This window comes from Rhodococcus sp. NPDC057135 (assembly GCF_042670865.1).
GTDB lineage: Bacteria > Actinomycetota > Actinomycetes > Mycobacteriales > Mycobacteriaceae > Rhodococcus_F.
Genome location: NZ_JBHUUU010000001.1, coordinates 310,535 through 325,389, shown reverse-complemented (window position 1 = coordinate 325,389; position 14,855 = coordinate 310,535). Strand labels below are relative to the sequence as shown.

Here is a 14,855-nt window from a genome sequence, read left to right as displayed (position 1 = left end):
CCAAGCCACCGATCATGAAGGGACTGCTCCTCAAACGCTATCGGGGAATGCGGTCTGCTGATAGCCGCCTCGCAACGTTCCCTCGATATAGCTCGCTTTACACGCGCGGCGAGCGATCTTGCCGCTGGACGTACGCGGAATCGAACCGGCAGGAACGAGCAGGATGTCTCGGGCCGTGACGCCGTGACGGGAAGAAATCGCCGCACGCACGGTGTCCGCGATCGGCTGCGGATCCGCCTTGCCTGCACCGGGAGCGCGCTCGGCCACGATGACCAGCTGCTCCGAGGAATCGTCGTCGTCGAACTTCAGACCCGAATGCGTGTTGGAGAACACGACAGAAGGCAACTGGTTGGCCGGTACGGCAAACGCAGCGATGAATCCGGGACGCAGAGCCGGGCTGGCTTCCTGAGCCGAAGACTCGAGGTCCTGCGGGTAGTGATTGCGGCCGTCGACGATCACGAGGTCCTTGACGCGCCCGGTGATGTACAGCTCGCCGTCGACGTAGACGCCGAAGTCGCCGGTACGCATCCAGTTGGCATCCGCCGGTGTGCCCTCGGTGTGACTGTCTTCGCTCAGCCGGTTGTCCAGCTTGTTGTGGAAGGTCTCGGCCGTCTCGTCGGGGCGTCCCCAGTAGCCGATGCCGATGTTCTCGCCGTGCAGCCAGATCTCGCCGACGTGATTGTCGGGAACCTCGGTCAGCGTCTCGGGATCGACGATCGCCGCCCACTGACTGCGCGAGACGTACCCGCAGGAGACCTGCGCGATGGCGTTCTCGGAGTACTGGTCGACGATGACCATGCGGCCCTTGTTGAGTTCCGTGCGGTCGACGTAGATGACCTTGGCCTCGTCGGAATGCTTGGTCGAGGAGACGAAGAGCGTCGCTTCGGCCATGCCGTACGACGGCTTGATCGCAGTCTTGGGCAGACCGTACTGAGCAAAAGCCTCGTTGAACTTGCGCATCGACGACGTCGTGACCGGCTCACTGCCGTTGATCAGTCCGATGACGTTGCTCAGGTCGAGTGTCTCGCCGTCCTTCGGCAAGCCGCGCGCGGCAGCATGCTCGAACGCGAAGTTGGGAGCAGCAGCAAAGGTGCCGGCGCCGTCGGACACCGCAGCAAGTTCCTTGATCCACCGGTACGGCCGCTGCACGAAAGCGCGCGGGCTCATGATGGTGATGTACTTGCCGCCCAGAGCAGGCAGGATGACCGTCAGCAGGCCCATGTCGTGGAACAGCGGCAGCCACGTGACGCCGCGCGAGTCCTCGTTGAGCTCGATGGAATCGACCATCTGGAGCGCATTCGTTCCCACAGCGCGGTGGGTGATCTCCACACCGGCGGGAACTCGGGTCGAACCGGAGGTGTACTGCAGGTATGCGATGTCGTCGAGCTCGATGTCGGGGCGAACCCACGTTTCACCGACGGTGTCGGGAATCGCGTCGACGGCGATGATGCGCGGACGCTCGGCAGCGGGAAGCGAGCGGAACAACTGACGAACACCGGCTGCCGACGAAGCGGCAGTCAGAATCGCGGTCGGCTTGCAGTCGCCGAGAACAGCGTGCAGGCGGTCGGTGTGACCGGGCTCGTCCGGATCGAAGAGCGGCACCGCGATAGAACCGGCCTGGATGGCCGCGAAGAACGAGATGACGTAGTCGAGCCCCTGCGGAGCAAGAATCGCAACACGGTCTCCGCGCTTGGTGACCTGCTGCAGACGGGCTGCAACAGCCCGCAGACGCACACCGAACTGCTCCCAGGTCAGCTCCAGGGCTTCACCGTCACGCTCGCGTGAGTAATCGATGTACCGATACGCGAGCTCGTCCGCGTTGACACGCGAGTGTTGCTCGACGTAGTCGACCAGCGTGAAGCCTGGTTGCAGGCGGATCTGGCCCTTCTCGTCGAGAAAGCCATCGAACAGCGCGTTCATTCCATCTCCTCCGAAGCGATCACACAAGCACTGTCCTTCATGCCTGCGCCCCAGACTTCCTTCGCTCTCTCGGGTCCATCTTCGATCAATCGAATCGCACTTTGTGCGCAACTCACCTGAATCACTTCATCGATCCCAAACCATCGATATGTTACAGATTCGCATCGTCCGTATTCTCCGGCCTACTCGCCCGCCAGTAACGGGATGATCGGGGCGAACGCTTCCATCTGCGTCGGGAAGACCCCGACGTACGACATCGACGTCTTCTCGCGGACCAGTCGAATCTGGTCTGCGATTTCCTCGAAAGTGCCCACAGCCAGGTAGGGAGAGTTCAACAGCTCCTCCACGCTCAGCTTACGATCCACTTCGATGTTCGGCGGAAAACCTTGGTCCAGAGCGGCGATTGCCATCTCGGCAGCCTGCTCTCGATCGTCGGTGATCATGATCATGGTGATGGTCCAGTTGAGTTCGATCTCATCGAAACGCTCGCCGGCAGCTTCGCGGATCCGCTCGACACGTTCGATGGTCTTTTCCATCGTGATTCCGGAGAGCAGAAGTCGCCCGTCACGGTTGGTCGGTGTGGCGACCGAGATGATGTCCGCGTACTTCGCCGCGAGAGCTAGCATCTTCGGTCCGCCGCCGCCCACGATGATCGGCGGCCGCGGGCCCTGCCGCGGTCGTGGACTGCCCTTGAGGCCGCGCACCTGATAGTGCTTACCTTCGAAAGTGCATTCCTGCCCGCGCAGCAGAACGTCGAGAATCTGCAGAGATTCCTCGAGTTTCTCGATGCGAACGCCCGGGCTTTCGTAGGCGATGCCGCCCTTGTCGAACTCTTCCTTCATCCAGCCTGCGCCGATTCCGAGTTCGAGTCGACCGCCGGACAGTACGTCGATGGTCGCCGCGTCCTTCGCCAGCACAGCGGGATGACGGAAGCCGTTGGCCAACACGGCGGTGCCGAGACGAATCTTGTCGGTGGCCACCGCGAGCGCTCCGAGAGCGGCGATCGGTCCGACCTGATTACCCAGGTGGTCCGGAATCATGAACGAGTCGTAACCGAGTTCCTCGGCCTTCTGCGCAAGCTTGACGAAGCGTCGCGCACCACCCTCTTCGGCGTTGCCCTCGCCACCGGCCGCAAACCGGAATTTGCGTCGGGCATCGCTGCCGTGGGTGGAACTCATATATCGATCTCCTGTGATGGACACGTACGTCGTACTCGAACTACAAACTCGGACAAACCGAACCTACTCGCCAGTCACTTACGTGACAGCACTGTAGAGGAAGCCCCCGGACCGTGCAGCACTCTACCGGGACCAAACGAGCAGATTACCCGCGAGCGAACTCCCGAGACGCCCGATTGTGACGAATCAACAGTGCGACGGCGTCTCAACTGTGGGGCGGCGTCGGCGCGGCGTCGATCTTCTCCGCAGCCCACTGTGCCATCCACTGGGTGGCCGTCGTGCCGTTCGGATCGACCTGGAAGGAGTTGTACATCGCGTGCACAGGATTGTTGTAGTACTCGAGCAGTCGCGGAGCCGAACTCAGCCAGTTGGTCGGGTTGAGAGCAGCGGCCGGAGCGTCGCAGATACCGTCACTGGGCGCGCAGATCTGATAGGTCCGGTCGTTGAGGTCACCGAAACCGCCAGGCCTCGGGCCGGTCATCGTGAGACCGGGAAGCTTCAGCCCGTTCAGCGACAACTCGGCGCCGACACCGGCAACGCTTGGGCCAACGGTGTTCCCGAACGCCGGATCACGCCGACCGTCGGCGATCAGGCCGACGCCCAGAACCAGATCGGCAGGCACCGCGCCGCTGCCGTCGCCGATACTCGCTGCGACGTCACCCGCGATCACCGCGCCCTGGGAGAATCCGGTCAGGACGTAGCTCGTGAGCGGGCACTCGGCGTGCCGCTTCATCAGAAAGTCGTTAGTGGCAGCAGTTCCCGCGGCCCGACTGTTGTTGTAGGACTGCTGTCCGTCCGGCGGGATCGCAATTGGATTCGAAAACTGTGCGACGTACGGAACGGTGTAGACGTCGGCCCGTGAAGTATCGAACTTCTCCTGCAGCGGACGGGTCACGTTCAGCATCAACGACGCCGGATTGGCCGTCGGGTTGTACGGGTCGTCGGTAGCGCTCGACTCCCACGTACCCGGTATGGCTACTACCTGGACATCGGGGCAGCTGGCCGGCTGAGACACCGGCGGCTCCGGGCTCGGCGGGATCGGAGTCGGCGACGGCACCCGCCCGGCCAGGATGTACCAACCGCCGATCACGACCGCTGCGACCACAAGAATGATCAGCAGCGGGATCAGGCACCCACGACGCTTTCCAGACCTCGCCATTTCCCGCTCCTACTTGCAGTAGGTGGCGTTGGCGACGTCGATGTAGATCTGAGCGTTCGCACCTGCCTGATCGGGAGTGATCTGCTTGCCTTCCGCCGACGCTTCCTGGCCGACGAAGGCGGTCACGAAGGTCAGGACCTCGTCGTCGGTCTGAGGACCGGCAGCACAGATGTAATTGGCCGTGTTGACGGCGATGCTTCCGTCACCGGCCGGGGTGATGCCCTTCGCCTTCAGCCCGTCGAGGAACTTCTGCGCCTCGGGGCTGACCTCGACGACTGTGGGACCCGGGAAGCCCTCGATGCTCTGTGGCTGCTCCGGCGGCGCGGTGGCCGCGGCTCCCGGACTGGTAGGCGCAGCCGAAGCCGTCGTGGTCGCCGAGGCGGACGCAGACGCCGATCCGCTCGAGGACGAAGCCGCAGCGGACGTCGTGGTGACCGGATTGGAGGTTGCGGTGGAGTCGTCACTACCGCACGCGACAAGTGCGCCACCCGTGGCGAGCGCCAGGGCGCCGACCGCGATCGCGCGTGCACAAGTGTTTCGGTTACCCGAGAAAAGCGACATCAATGTCCGTCCTTGCCTTCAGTCGAAAGTCCATCAACAGGTTACGCAACGCACGCGGGCGGGCACCGATCCGTGATCGGGCCCGCCCGTCGTGCACCACTGTGAGTTAGTGAACTTCTGTCTTGTCACCGATCACCGTGATGTAGCCGAACTGGAAGTTCTGCTGGACACCACCGGGAATGTCGAATTTGTCACTGATCGGGAATCCGAGTCGTCCACCTTCGTATCCGACGCTCTTCCAACCGTCGAAGAGCGGGCCGTTCTCGACGGACCAAGCACCGGTGCCGGGGCTCCAGTAGATGTTGCCGCCCTCGAACTCGGTGAAGCGTCCGTTGTCCTTGATCGGAACCTCGTTCGACTTCGGGAATCCGAGCCAGCCGTTCTCCCAGCCGAGTTCGCCGTACTTGCCCATGATCATTCCGAGAACCGCGTGAGTTCCGTTGGCGCTGCTGTACATTGCGCCGATCTCGAATCCCTGGACCTTGCCGGGCTTGCCGGGAGTCGCGATCTCGTCGGCGGTCGGGTAGCCGAGCGGGCCACCTTCCCATCCCTGTGCGGACCACTCGGTGAGGATGTCGCCGCTGACGGGGTGAGCGCCGGTCTGCGGGGTCCAGTAGATGGAGCCGTTCTGGAAGTGGTTGAAGCGTCCGCGTCCGTCGGGCGTACCGAGTTCGGGAGTACGCGGGAAGCCGAGCGGTCCCGCTGCTGCTCCGGCGTTCATGTACGCGCCGGCGATACGACCGGCGACAGGCTGAGCGCCCGTTCCACTGGTGAAGTAGATGCGACCGTTGCGGAAGTCCTGTGCCAGGCCACCCGCGACGCTGTACTCGGGCGTGATGCAGTCGCCGATCCAACCGTTGGCTGCAGCCGTCGCACCGATTTCACCCGACGTGCCGCACGCCGGCTTCTCGACCTCGACGCCGATGGCGTTGGCCAACTGCGGCCACAGCTGATGAAGCTCGAACTGCCAGTACGGCCACGAGTGGGTACCGGACGGGCGGTAGTTGACCTGCGCGGGGATTCCCAACTGGTTCAACTTGGTCGCGAAGGTCTGCGAGGTCAGGCGAGCGAGGATCTCGAGGCCCATGCCTGCGTAGTTGGTGCTGACACCGGGAATTCCCGACGGCTGGTCGTACGGGCCGGTCGTACCGCTACCGCTGGAGACGTACAGGCTGACGCCCTTGAGCTTCTCGGCGAGCGCGTACGGATCGTGTGCAGCCCACTGCGCGTTGGACGGCGGTCCCCACATCGCGGCGGAGTTGTATCCACCGGCGTCGGTCATCGCGAACTGGATTGCCTGAGGCATGCCGAGCGAAGTGGTGGTGAGGATGCCGGACAGCGAAGCCGCGAACTTGAAGAAGCCGGGGTTACGCGCCGTGAGGAACATCGCGGACGTTCCGCCCATCGACAGTCCGACGACTCCGCGCGTCTGCGTGGTGCGCCAGTCCTTTTCGAGGATGGAGGGCAGTTCCTTGGTCAGGAACGTCTCCCACTGGTAGTTCTTGCCGTTGTCGGGCGCGAGCCAGTCGGAGTAGAAGCTGGATTGACCGCCGACGGGAAGAATGACGTTGACGTTCTTGTCGGCGTAGAAGGACTCTGCGTCGGTTTCGTAGGTCCAGGCGTTCTCGTTGTCGGTCGCGCGAAGACCGTCGAGCATCCAGACCGAGGGGAAGCTGGCTGACGGATTGACGTTCCAATCGCGGGCCAAGAGAATCTGCACCTGAATCGGGATGCCCATCGCGGGAGAGTTCACCCACAGCGCGACGCGACGCTCACTGAGCCAGTCGACCTTCGTGACCGCTGCGCCGGTGGGGTTCTGAGTAGCGGCCGGTGCGGCCTGAGCAGGTGCCGGCGCGGCTGCCGCGGTTCCGGCCGTCGTCAAGCCCGCGGCGATCGGCAGAACCAGCATCGCTGCCAGTGCGCCGACGACCTTTGTCCGGAAGGTTGCCCGGGACCGGCGACGGTCCTCCGTGGCAAGGCCTACTCGCATGAGCTCACTCTCTTTCCTTACGTTCGGTCCGCGCGTCGATCGTGGAGCCGCCTGAGCAGCCAGACCCCCGTTGAAACTATTTCTACACGCAAACGATCCCCGCTTGGGGTAGCCGCGCTGTTACTGGTGGTGCAATTGTTACTGACATCCGGCGCTCGTGCAGCACCTGAATACACAAGTGCCGTCCCGGTTCTCCTTCGAGGAGTCCGGAACGGCACTGGTGAAGTGACTAGGTCACGGGATCGCGCACGATCACCAAGCGTTCATGGTGTCGAGGATCTGGCCGCGAGCCTTCCACAGCTCTGCCGACCAGTACGGCCACGAGTGCGTGCCGTTGGACGGGAAGCTGTAGGTGGCCGGGATACCCAGCGAGTTCATGCGGATCTGGAATGCACGGGTGTTGACCAGGGCGAGAGCTTCGAGGCCCATGCCGTTAGCCGTGTTGTAGTAGTCGATCGGTGCGCGCGGGTGGTCGTATTCACCGGGCAGGCCGCTTGCCGACGAGATGTACATCGACAGGCCCTGCAGACGCGGGGCGAAGACGAACGGGTCGTTGCGCAGCCAGGACGGGCTCCACGGCGGTCCCCACATGGAGTCGACGTTGAAGCGACCGGCATCGAGCATTGCGACGCGGATTGCCTCGCGCATGCCGGGAGCCGAGATGTTCAGGTAGCCCGACAGCGAGCCGGCGAACTTGAACTGGTCACGGTGGTAAGCAGCCAACGTCAGAGCAGCGCTGCCACCCATCGAGAGGCCGAGAACCGCGTTGTTGGTGGGCGAAACGCCGTAGTTCGCGAGGAAGTTGGGGAGTTCCTGCGTGAGGAACGTTTCCCACTTGTACGTGATCTGCTGGCCGTTGAAGTTCGACGGTGCATACCAGTCGCTGTAGAAGCTGGACTCGCCACCGACGGGCATCACGAGGGTGATGTTGTCGTTGCGGTACTGGTCCATCGCATTGGTCTCGAAGCTCCACGCGTTGGCGTCGTTACGCGCACGCAGGCCGTCGAGGAGGTAGAGGGCAGCGTTTCCGCCGCGAGCGGCCCACTGGACCTGGACCTTGATGTTGCCCATCGAGGAGGGCACCCACAGCTCGTCGTATCCGCCCGACTGGACGGTGCGGCTGGGAGCAGTGTGCGCGGGCGCAGCAGAGGCGACAGCACTACCGGCAACACCTGCAGCAAGGGGAAGCACAAGTGCTGCGGCACCGATGGCCAACGCTCGGTGCTTGAGGCGCTGGGTCAGCCTCTTTCTGGCAAAACGCATGGATACTGCTCTCTCTCTTCGTCTGCGGCACCCACTCGGTGAGTGGTTCCGGCGGATTCCGTCGGGGAACAGGCTTTTCTGCCAGCCCGAACAAGTTCAGGTCGGCAGCGGACCTCTTCCAAGTCACACTGCGCTCGCTGGACTTTATGTCACAGGTTCAGCTGTGACAAATAGACAGATCGTTACGTCCCAGTCCGCGAGCGACACCGTCGTCACCCCTGGGGGCGATTCAGGTTAGGTGAATCGTCTTCGAGTACATCGTGGCCAAACGATTCGGTGTTACTGAATCGAAATATTCAAACCCTCAACCGTCGGTGATGCTGATCACATCACCTGGGCGGCTCGGGTGGCACGAGCCCGCAGCGTTCCAATTCGTAGGCCGGAACCCGGTCGAATCGGTACTTCGCGAAGTCGAATGCCTGCTGGAAGTTCTGTTTGAATCTCGCCCAGGTCAGCTCGGAGCGGTACGACGTCAGCAGCTCCTGCGTTTCCGGGCAGGTGATGGCCAGCTTCGCGTCCGCAACCCAGTCCTCGTCGAGGAAGAACGGCAGCCACGGGCGAACGTCGATCATTCCCGTGTCCGCGACCACCCAGTCCGGATAGAGATTCTTGTCGTGCCCGATCCGGCCGTCCTCGAGTCGCTCGGTGTGAGCTGCCAGCGGGTACGCCAGACCCATCTGATCAAGCACCCGGACGTCGAGGCCGACGTTCATGCTCGTCATTCCGAGGTTGAGGAAGAAGACGACGTGCTCGGCCGGCTCTTCGAGCGGTCCGGGCGGTGGGACGACGAACCAGGAGTCGTAGCTCGCCGACGGCAGCAGCAGCCCACCCTCCGGGGTCCGCGCGATGGTCTCGACCATGGCACGCATTCGCGGATAGTCGAGGTAGTCCTCGGCGAGGATCGGATGCTTGTGACCGGTGTTGAGTGCGTAGAACGCGCGCTCGTCGACGATTCCCGAACGACCCACCACCGAGCCTTCCGGCATCCCCGTCGTGTTTGCGGCGAAGAAAGCCCAGATGATCGTGCCGATCCAGAGCACCGCCGAGACACCGAAGATCGCGGTGTCGCGGTTACTGCCGAACGCCGATCTGGCGGGCACCCGCAACGGAATGACGGCGACTGGGATGAGCAGGCAGAACAGCACCGGCAACAGGACACGGCCGTGCATGAAGTCGCCGCCGACGCGCAGCGAGTAGATCCCGAGGATCAGCCCACTGCCGAGAATGAAGGTGACAATCGCACGCGGCGTGCGCAGGAATTGTTGAAAGCGCTGCCACAGCGGACGTGCTGGTTGATCGGTGGCGGTGGCTGGTGCGTCCGCTCGGCTTCGCCACACGAGCAGCAGCGCACCGATGAGCAGGAACAGCAATGGCAACCAGAGCAGGTACGGCCCGACGAGGTTCCACAGGTACGCAAAACCCTGCGCCCACTTCGCGCCACCGGCGTCCTTCGACACCGCGGTATTCGGGTAAGGCAAGGCGTAGTAGCCCATACGCCAGATCTGATAGGCCACCGGGACAAGTCCGGCGACGACCACGATCAGTGTGCGAATCTTCCAGGTCAGGCCGGCGGAGAGAACGATCATCATCAACGCGGCAGCACCGGGAATCGCCATCTCGGGTCGAACCAGTGGTCCGAGGCCGGCCACGAACGAGAGAGTCAGGATTGACGCTGTGGACGGCGTCGACGCCTGCGCCCACCGAACGAGCAGTAGCCACAAGAGCGCGATCCAGAAGATCACCAGGCACGTTTCGAGCCCGGACGTGGCGAAATCTCTCGCAGGCGGGACCGCGATGTAGACGAGAACACCTGCCGGGACCAGCAGGATCGTTCCGCCCGCCGACGGCCGAACTCCGCGGTACAGACGACCGGTGCCGAGCATCGCCAGCACGACGGCGGCCGTCGAGAGTACGAGCGCGATCGTCAGGACGACGTATTCGAGGCGGATCTGTGTGAGCCAACTGAACGCGTAGACGATGTACGTCCACGCGGTACTCGTGTTCGCCTCGACACGCTCACCCGCATTGAAGACCGGGCCGTTCCCCGCCAGCAGATTGCGGACGGTTCGCAAGACGATCAGTCCGTCGTCGGCGATCCAGCGACGCTCCCACGCACCCCAGAACATGAGGGCAGCAGCAAGCACCACCCCGCCGAGAAAAACTCCTCGACTGAGGGTGGTGCGGTTCGCCGCAGTGTCGACGTGCGGGTCGGCCTCGGTGCGTGGCTCAGACGAGGTAGACAGCGACACCCACTACTCCGATCCACGCAATCGCGAGGAGTTGCAGCACCCGGTCACCGAGCGCGATCTCCTCAGGCTCTCCGGCTTCGCCGCCGTCGACGTCCACCGCGTATCGCAGCACCGCGATGGTGAACGGCACCATCGAGATGGCGTACCAGTTGGTGCCCTTGATGGCGTCCTGTTGGAACGCCCACAGCCCGTAGCAGAGGACCAGCGTCGTCGCTGCCATCGTCCACACGAAACGCAGGTACGTCATCGTGTAGCTCTCGAGGGACTTACGGATCTTCGCGCCGGTCTTCTCGGCCAACTGCAGTTCGGCGTAACGCTTGCCTGCGGCCATGAAGAGCGAACCGAACGCCATCATCAGCAGGAACCACTGCGAGAGATCGATCTCGGCGGCAACGCCACCGGCGATCGCCCGAAGCAGGAATCCCGACGAGACGATGCAGATGTCGATGACGGCCTGATGCTTGAGGCCGAAGCAGTACGCGAGCTGGATGACGATGTACACGCCCATGACCACGGCGAGTTGCCAGTTGGCCAGGAACGACAGCCCGATCGCAGCGGACAGCAGTACGACTGCCATGCCGTAGGCGATGTTGACGGGCAGAACTCCGGCCGCGATGGGACGGAATCGCTTCGTGGGGTGAGCACGGTCGGCTTCGACGTCCATCGCGTCGTTGACGAGGTAGATGCCCGATGCCGCCATGCAGAACACGACGAACGCCAGCGCGACGGGCAGGAGCACGTCGCCTTCGGTGGCGGTTCCGGCCGCGATGGGCGCTGCCAGCACAAGGACGTTCTTGACCCACTGACGTGGGCGAAGCGCCTTGACGATGCCGGCGGGCAGGGACTTCGGGGGTCCGCTGACCGTAGCCGGTTCCTCGCTCATTTATCTCCACATTTCTGTTCGGCTCTGGCTTCTTCGACCCGGCGAACTACCGCCGCGGATGCGGCTCCCAGTGCCGCTCCGGCGAGTACGTCGGTCGGGTAGTGAACTCCCAGGACCAGACGCGAGAGCATCATCGGGGGCACCAGCAACGCCGGTAAGGGTAGCCCGGTGAGTCGGCCGATCAGCACAGCCGCCGCCGTCGTCGACGTCGCGTGTGACGACGGGAAGCTGAGCTTGCTCGGCGTCGAGACGTTGACCTGCACCGACGGGTCGGACGGCCGCTTGCGCCTGACAACTCGTTTGATCACCACGGAGGCTGCGTGTGCGCCGAACGCTCCGACGGCTGCTCCGGCCCACTCGCGTCGACGCGGCTTGTCCACGGCGGCTCCGACGGCTGCGATCGCGATCCACCCGAGGGAGTGCTCGCCGAAGTGCGACATGCCGCGGGCGACCTTCACGGCGCCCGGCAGCTGCCCGACGGTCGATTGAATTCCGGCCAGAATCCGTACTTCAGGAGATGCCGAAGACACGTTCCCACCTTTCCGTGCTGGTCAGTGAAGGAACGGCGTCCTGGTACTGCTTCTTGAGTTCGGGGAAACGCGCGGCGAGTTCGCGGCGCAACCGTGTGGCTTCCTTGAGCAGTTCGAGTGCAAGCTTCGGGTTTCGCTTGCGGTAGACGACGCCGCGACCGTCGGCCGTGGTGACGGTGACACCGTCGACCTGTGAGAGCAGGAACCAACGCGCGTCGATGGTCGGCACGTTGAGCTGAGGACGCTCGAGGTGTTCGGGCTTGGCCGGCTTCACGTTGTGCACTCCGGCCCTGAGAACCCGGGTGATCTTCGCGACGGTCGACAGCGGCAGGCTCACGTCCCCGACGTCGGCGCCGGAGGGCAACGGCAACGCAGTCGACGACGGCAGGACGACGGCGTCGGAGAATTCCTTGCGCTGGGCGTGGACCTCACCGAGTGCTGTCGGCAGCATGTTCGCGACGTGCTCGGGTCCGGCGAGGAAGTCCGCGATGGCCTTGTTCTGGATCGCGACGGTGGAGTACTCGAGGCACAGCAGGTGCTTGAGGGTTGCTTTCACCGTGTTGACGACGAGACCGCGGCCGTTGCCCGGCATGTGGAGCGCGGCCACCACCAGACGGTTACGGAGGTGGAAGTACGCCTGCCAGTCGATGGCGTCGTCCTTGTCACTCCACGCCATGTGCCAGATCGCGGCACCGGGCAATGTGACGGTCGGATATCCGGCTTTCTTTGCGCGCAAACCGTATTCGCAGTCGTCCCACTTGATGAACAGCGGAAGAGGTTGCTTGATCTCTTCGGCGACCTGGCGCGGGATCATGCACATCCACCAGCCGTTGAAGTCGACGTCGATGCGGCGGTGCAGGAGTTTCGATTCGCGCAGCGGCTTCTTCGAGAAGTCGTGGTCGTATTCGACGTTCGGTGCCGCGGTCCACATGAAGATGCCGCGGTTGACCACTTCACCCATCACGTGGAGGTGGCTTCGTTCCTGCAGGTTGAGCATCTGCCCACCCACCAGCATCGGCGACTTCGCGAAACGCGAGAACGAAAGCGCACGCAGAATCGAGTCCGGTTCGATCTCGATGTCGTCGTCCATGAACAGAATGTGCTGGCACTGCGTGGTCTTGAGTGCCTCGTACATGATTCGGCTGTATCCGCCCGAACCACCGAGGTTGCCCTGATCGTGAATGGCGAGCCGATCACCGAGCGCTGCAGCAGCTTCGGCGAATCCGGGTTCGTCACGCACCTTGCGGGTGCCCTGATCCGGCATGATGACGGCCTTGATCACGTCCGACACCAGCGGATCCGATGCCAGTGCTGCGAGCGCCTTGACCGCGTCGGTCGGACGGTTGAACGTCGGAATACCAACGGCGACAGTCGCTTCGCCGGGAGCCTCGACGGGTGCGTACCAGCCGCCACTCTCGACGACTACGGCCGTATCGGTGGTGATGTCGAACCAGATCCAGCCACCGTCCTCGAACGGAGCCAGTTCCACCTCGAACTCGAGCGCGGCATCACCGTCGGCAAATTCCTTGCCTTCCACGTGAATTCGCGAGGAATCCGCCTTGGAACGGTAGATGTCGACGCGGCCGTGTCCGGACAGTTCCAGACGCAGGACCACAGATTTCAGGATGGACCAGCGCCGCCAGTAGCTGGCGGGAAACGCGTTGAAGTAGGTGGCGAACGAGACCTCGGTCTCGGCGCCGAGCGCTACCGACGTGCGCGAGGTCGAGTGTGCCCGCCGGCTGTTGGACCAGGACTCTTCCAAGTACAACGTGCGGACGTCGAGCGGCTCACCCGCGCGGGGCAGGATGATCCGCTGGAGCAGGGACTTACCGAGGTAGGTCACCTCGTCGCCGGTGACGGCGTCTTCGCCTTCGAGTAGATGACGTGCGTTCATTCGCTCTCCCCTGCCAATTCCGCACCCGATTCGAGATGCGGGCGCAGGGTGTTCTCGAACATGGTCAGCGCGCTGGCGATTGCCATGTGCATGTCCAGGTACTGGTAGGTGCCGAGACGTCCGCCGAAGAGGACCTTGTTCTCCGCGGTCTCCTTCTTGGCGCGTGAGCGGTACGCGGAGAGCTTCTCGCGATCCTCGGGCGTGTTGATCGGGTAGTACGGCTCGTCCTTCGCCTCCGCGGCACGTGAGAACTCACGCATGATGACGGTCTTGTCGGCCGGGTACTCGCGCTCCGGGTGGAAGTGACGGAACTCGTGGATGCGGGTGAACGGGACGTCCGCGTCGTTGTAGTTCATGACGGGGGTGCCCTGGAAGTCTCCGGTGGGCAGAACCTCGGTCTCGAAGTCGAGGGTGCGCCATCCGAGCGAACCTTCCGAGTAGTCGAAGTAGCGGTCGAGCGGGCCCGTGTAGATGACAGGTGCGTCGGGGCTGGCGGTGCGAAGTTCGTCGCGGACGTCGAAGTAATCGGTGTCGAGGCGGACCTCGATCTTCGGATCCTTTGCCATGTTCTCGAGCCACGCCGTGTAGCCCTCGACGGGCAGACCCTCGTACGTGTCGTTGAAGTAGCGGTTGTCGAAGTTGTAGCGGACCGGCAGGCGGCTGATGTTCGCCGCGGGCAGCTCGGTGGGGTCGGTCTGCCACTGCTTTGCGGTGTAGTCACGCACGAACGCTTCGTAGAGCGGGCGTCCGATCAGGGAGATCGCCTTCTCTTCGAGGTTGGAGGCATCCTTCGAGTCGATCTCGCTGGACTGCTCGGCGATGAGGGCGCGTGCTTCTTCGGGCGTGAAGTACCGACCGAAGAACTGCGACACGAGGCCGAGTCCCATCGGGAACTGGTACGCCTGCCCCTTGTGCAGCGCGAAGACGCGGTGCTGGTAGTTCGTGAACTCCGTGAACTGGGTGACGTAGTCCCAAACCTTCTTGTTGGAGGTGTGGAACAGGTGGGCACCGTACTTGTGGACCTCGATGCCGGTCTCCGGCTCTGCCTCCGAGTATGCGTTTCCCCCCAGGTGGTGACGGCGATCCAGCACCAGCACGCGCTTACCCAGTTGGGTAGCGGCACGCTCGGCGATGGTCAGCCCGAAGAATCCCGAACCGACGACGATCAGGTCGTACTGGGCACGGGCGGTCTCTGAATTTGCAGCGGTCACGATGAACCAGGGTATCG

11 protein-coding genes are annotated in these 14,855 nt (G+C 63.4%); all 11 read right to left on the bottom strand.

Annotated elements, in window-relative coordinates; all coding sequences use genetic code 11:
• Nucleotides 1-30: 30 nt before the first annotated feature.
• Nucleotides 31-1,920, bottom strand: a complete 1,890-nt coding sequence (fadD32, locus tag ACFT1A_RS01470) for a long-chain-fatty-acid--AMP ligase FadD32 (RefSeq protein ID WP_317826660.1) — start codon at nt 1,918-1,920, stop codon at nt 31-33.
• A gap of 182 nt (nt 1,921-2,102) precedes the next feature.
• Complete coding sequence (locus ACFT1A_RS01465; protein ID WP_347875736.1) at nt 2,103-3,098, bottom strand: LLM class F420-dependent oxidoreductase; 996 nt, start codon at nt 3,096-3,098, stop codon at nt 2,103-2,105.
• A 205-nt stretch (nt 3,099-3,303) separates the two neighbouring features.
• Nucleotides 3,304-4,257: a cutinase family protein gene (locus ACFT1A_RS01460; protein ID WP_378445547.1), complete on the bottom strand. Its 954-nt coding sequence runs from the start codon at nt 4,255-4,257 to the stop codon at nt 3,304-3,306.
• Between the two features lie 9 nt (nt 4,258-4,266).
• Complete coding sequence (locus tag ACFT1A_RS01455; protein WP_317553625.1) at nt 4,267-4,818, bottom strand: DUF732 domain-containing protein; 552 nt, start codon at nt 4,816-4,818, stop codon at nt 4,267-4,269.
• Nucleotides 4,819-4,924: 106 nt separating this feature from the next.
• Nucleotides 4,925-6,808, bottom strand: a complete 1,884-nt coding sequence (locus ACFT1A_RS01450) for an alpha/beta hydrolase-fold protein (protein ID WP_378445546.1) — start codon at nt 6,806-6,808, stop codon at nt 4,925-4,927.
• 252 nt (nt 6,809-7,060) lie between these two features.
• Entirely contained in the window at nt 7,061-8,071 is a 1,011-nt protein-coding gene (locus ACFT1A_RS01445; RefSeq protein WP_230817654.1) for an alpha/beta hydrolase family protein, read from the bottom strand.
• A gap of 329 nt (nt 8,072-8,400) precedes the next feature.
• Complete coding sequence (gene zomB / locus ACFT1A_RS01440; RefSeq protein ID WP_378445545.1) at nt 8,401-10,320, bottom strand: flagellar motor control protein ZomB; 1,920 nt, start codon at nt 10,318-10,320, stop codon at nt 8,401-8,403.
• Entirely contained in the window at nt 10,298-11,203 is a 906-nt protein-coding gene (locus ACFT1A_RS01435) for a decaprenyl-phosphate phosphoribosyltransferase (protein ID WP_230817656.1), read from the bottom strand. Before ACFT1A_RS01435 ends, zomB begins: the two co-directional genes overlap by 23 nt.
• Nucleotides 11,200-11,733: a phosphatase PAP2 family protein gene (locus ACFT1A_RS01430; RefSeq protein WP_230817658.1), complete on the bottom strand. Its 534-nt coding sequence runs from the start codon at nt 11,731-11,733 to the stop codon at nt 11,200-11,202. The genes ACFT1A_RS01435 and ACFT1A_RS01430 overlap by 4 nt, the downstream gene beginning before the upstream one ends.
• The gene (locus tag ACFT1A_RS01425; protein ID WP_378445544.1) at nt 11,714-13,627 is read right to left on the bottom strand and encodes a glycosyltransferase; all 1,914 of its coding nucleotides are present in this window, start codon (nt 13,625-13,627) and stop codon (nt 11,714-11,716) included. Before ACFT1A_RS01425 ends, ACFT1A_RS01430 begins: the two co-directional genes overlap by 20 nt.
• Nucleotides 13,624-14,838 (bottom strand): UDP-galactopyranose mutase, encoded by a 1,215-nt coding sequence (gene glf / locus ACFT1A_RS01420; protein ID WP_378445543.1) that lies wholly within the window; start codon nt 14,836-14,838, stop codon nt 13,624-13,626. The genes ACFT1A_RS01425 and glf overlap by 4 nt, the downstream gene beginning before the upstream one ends.
• Nucleotides 14,839-14,855: the final 17 nt, after the last annotated feature.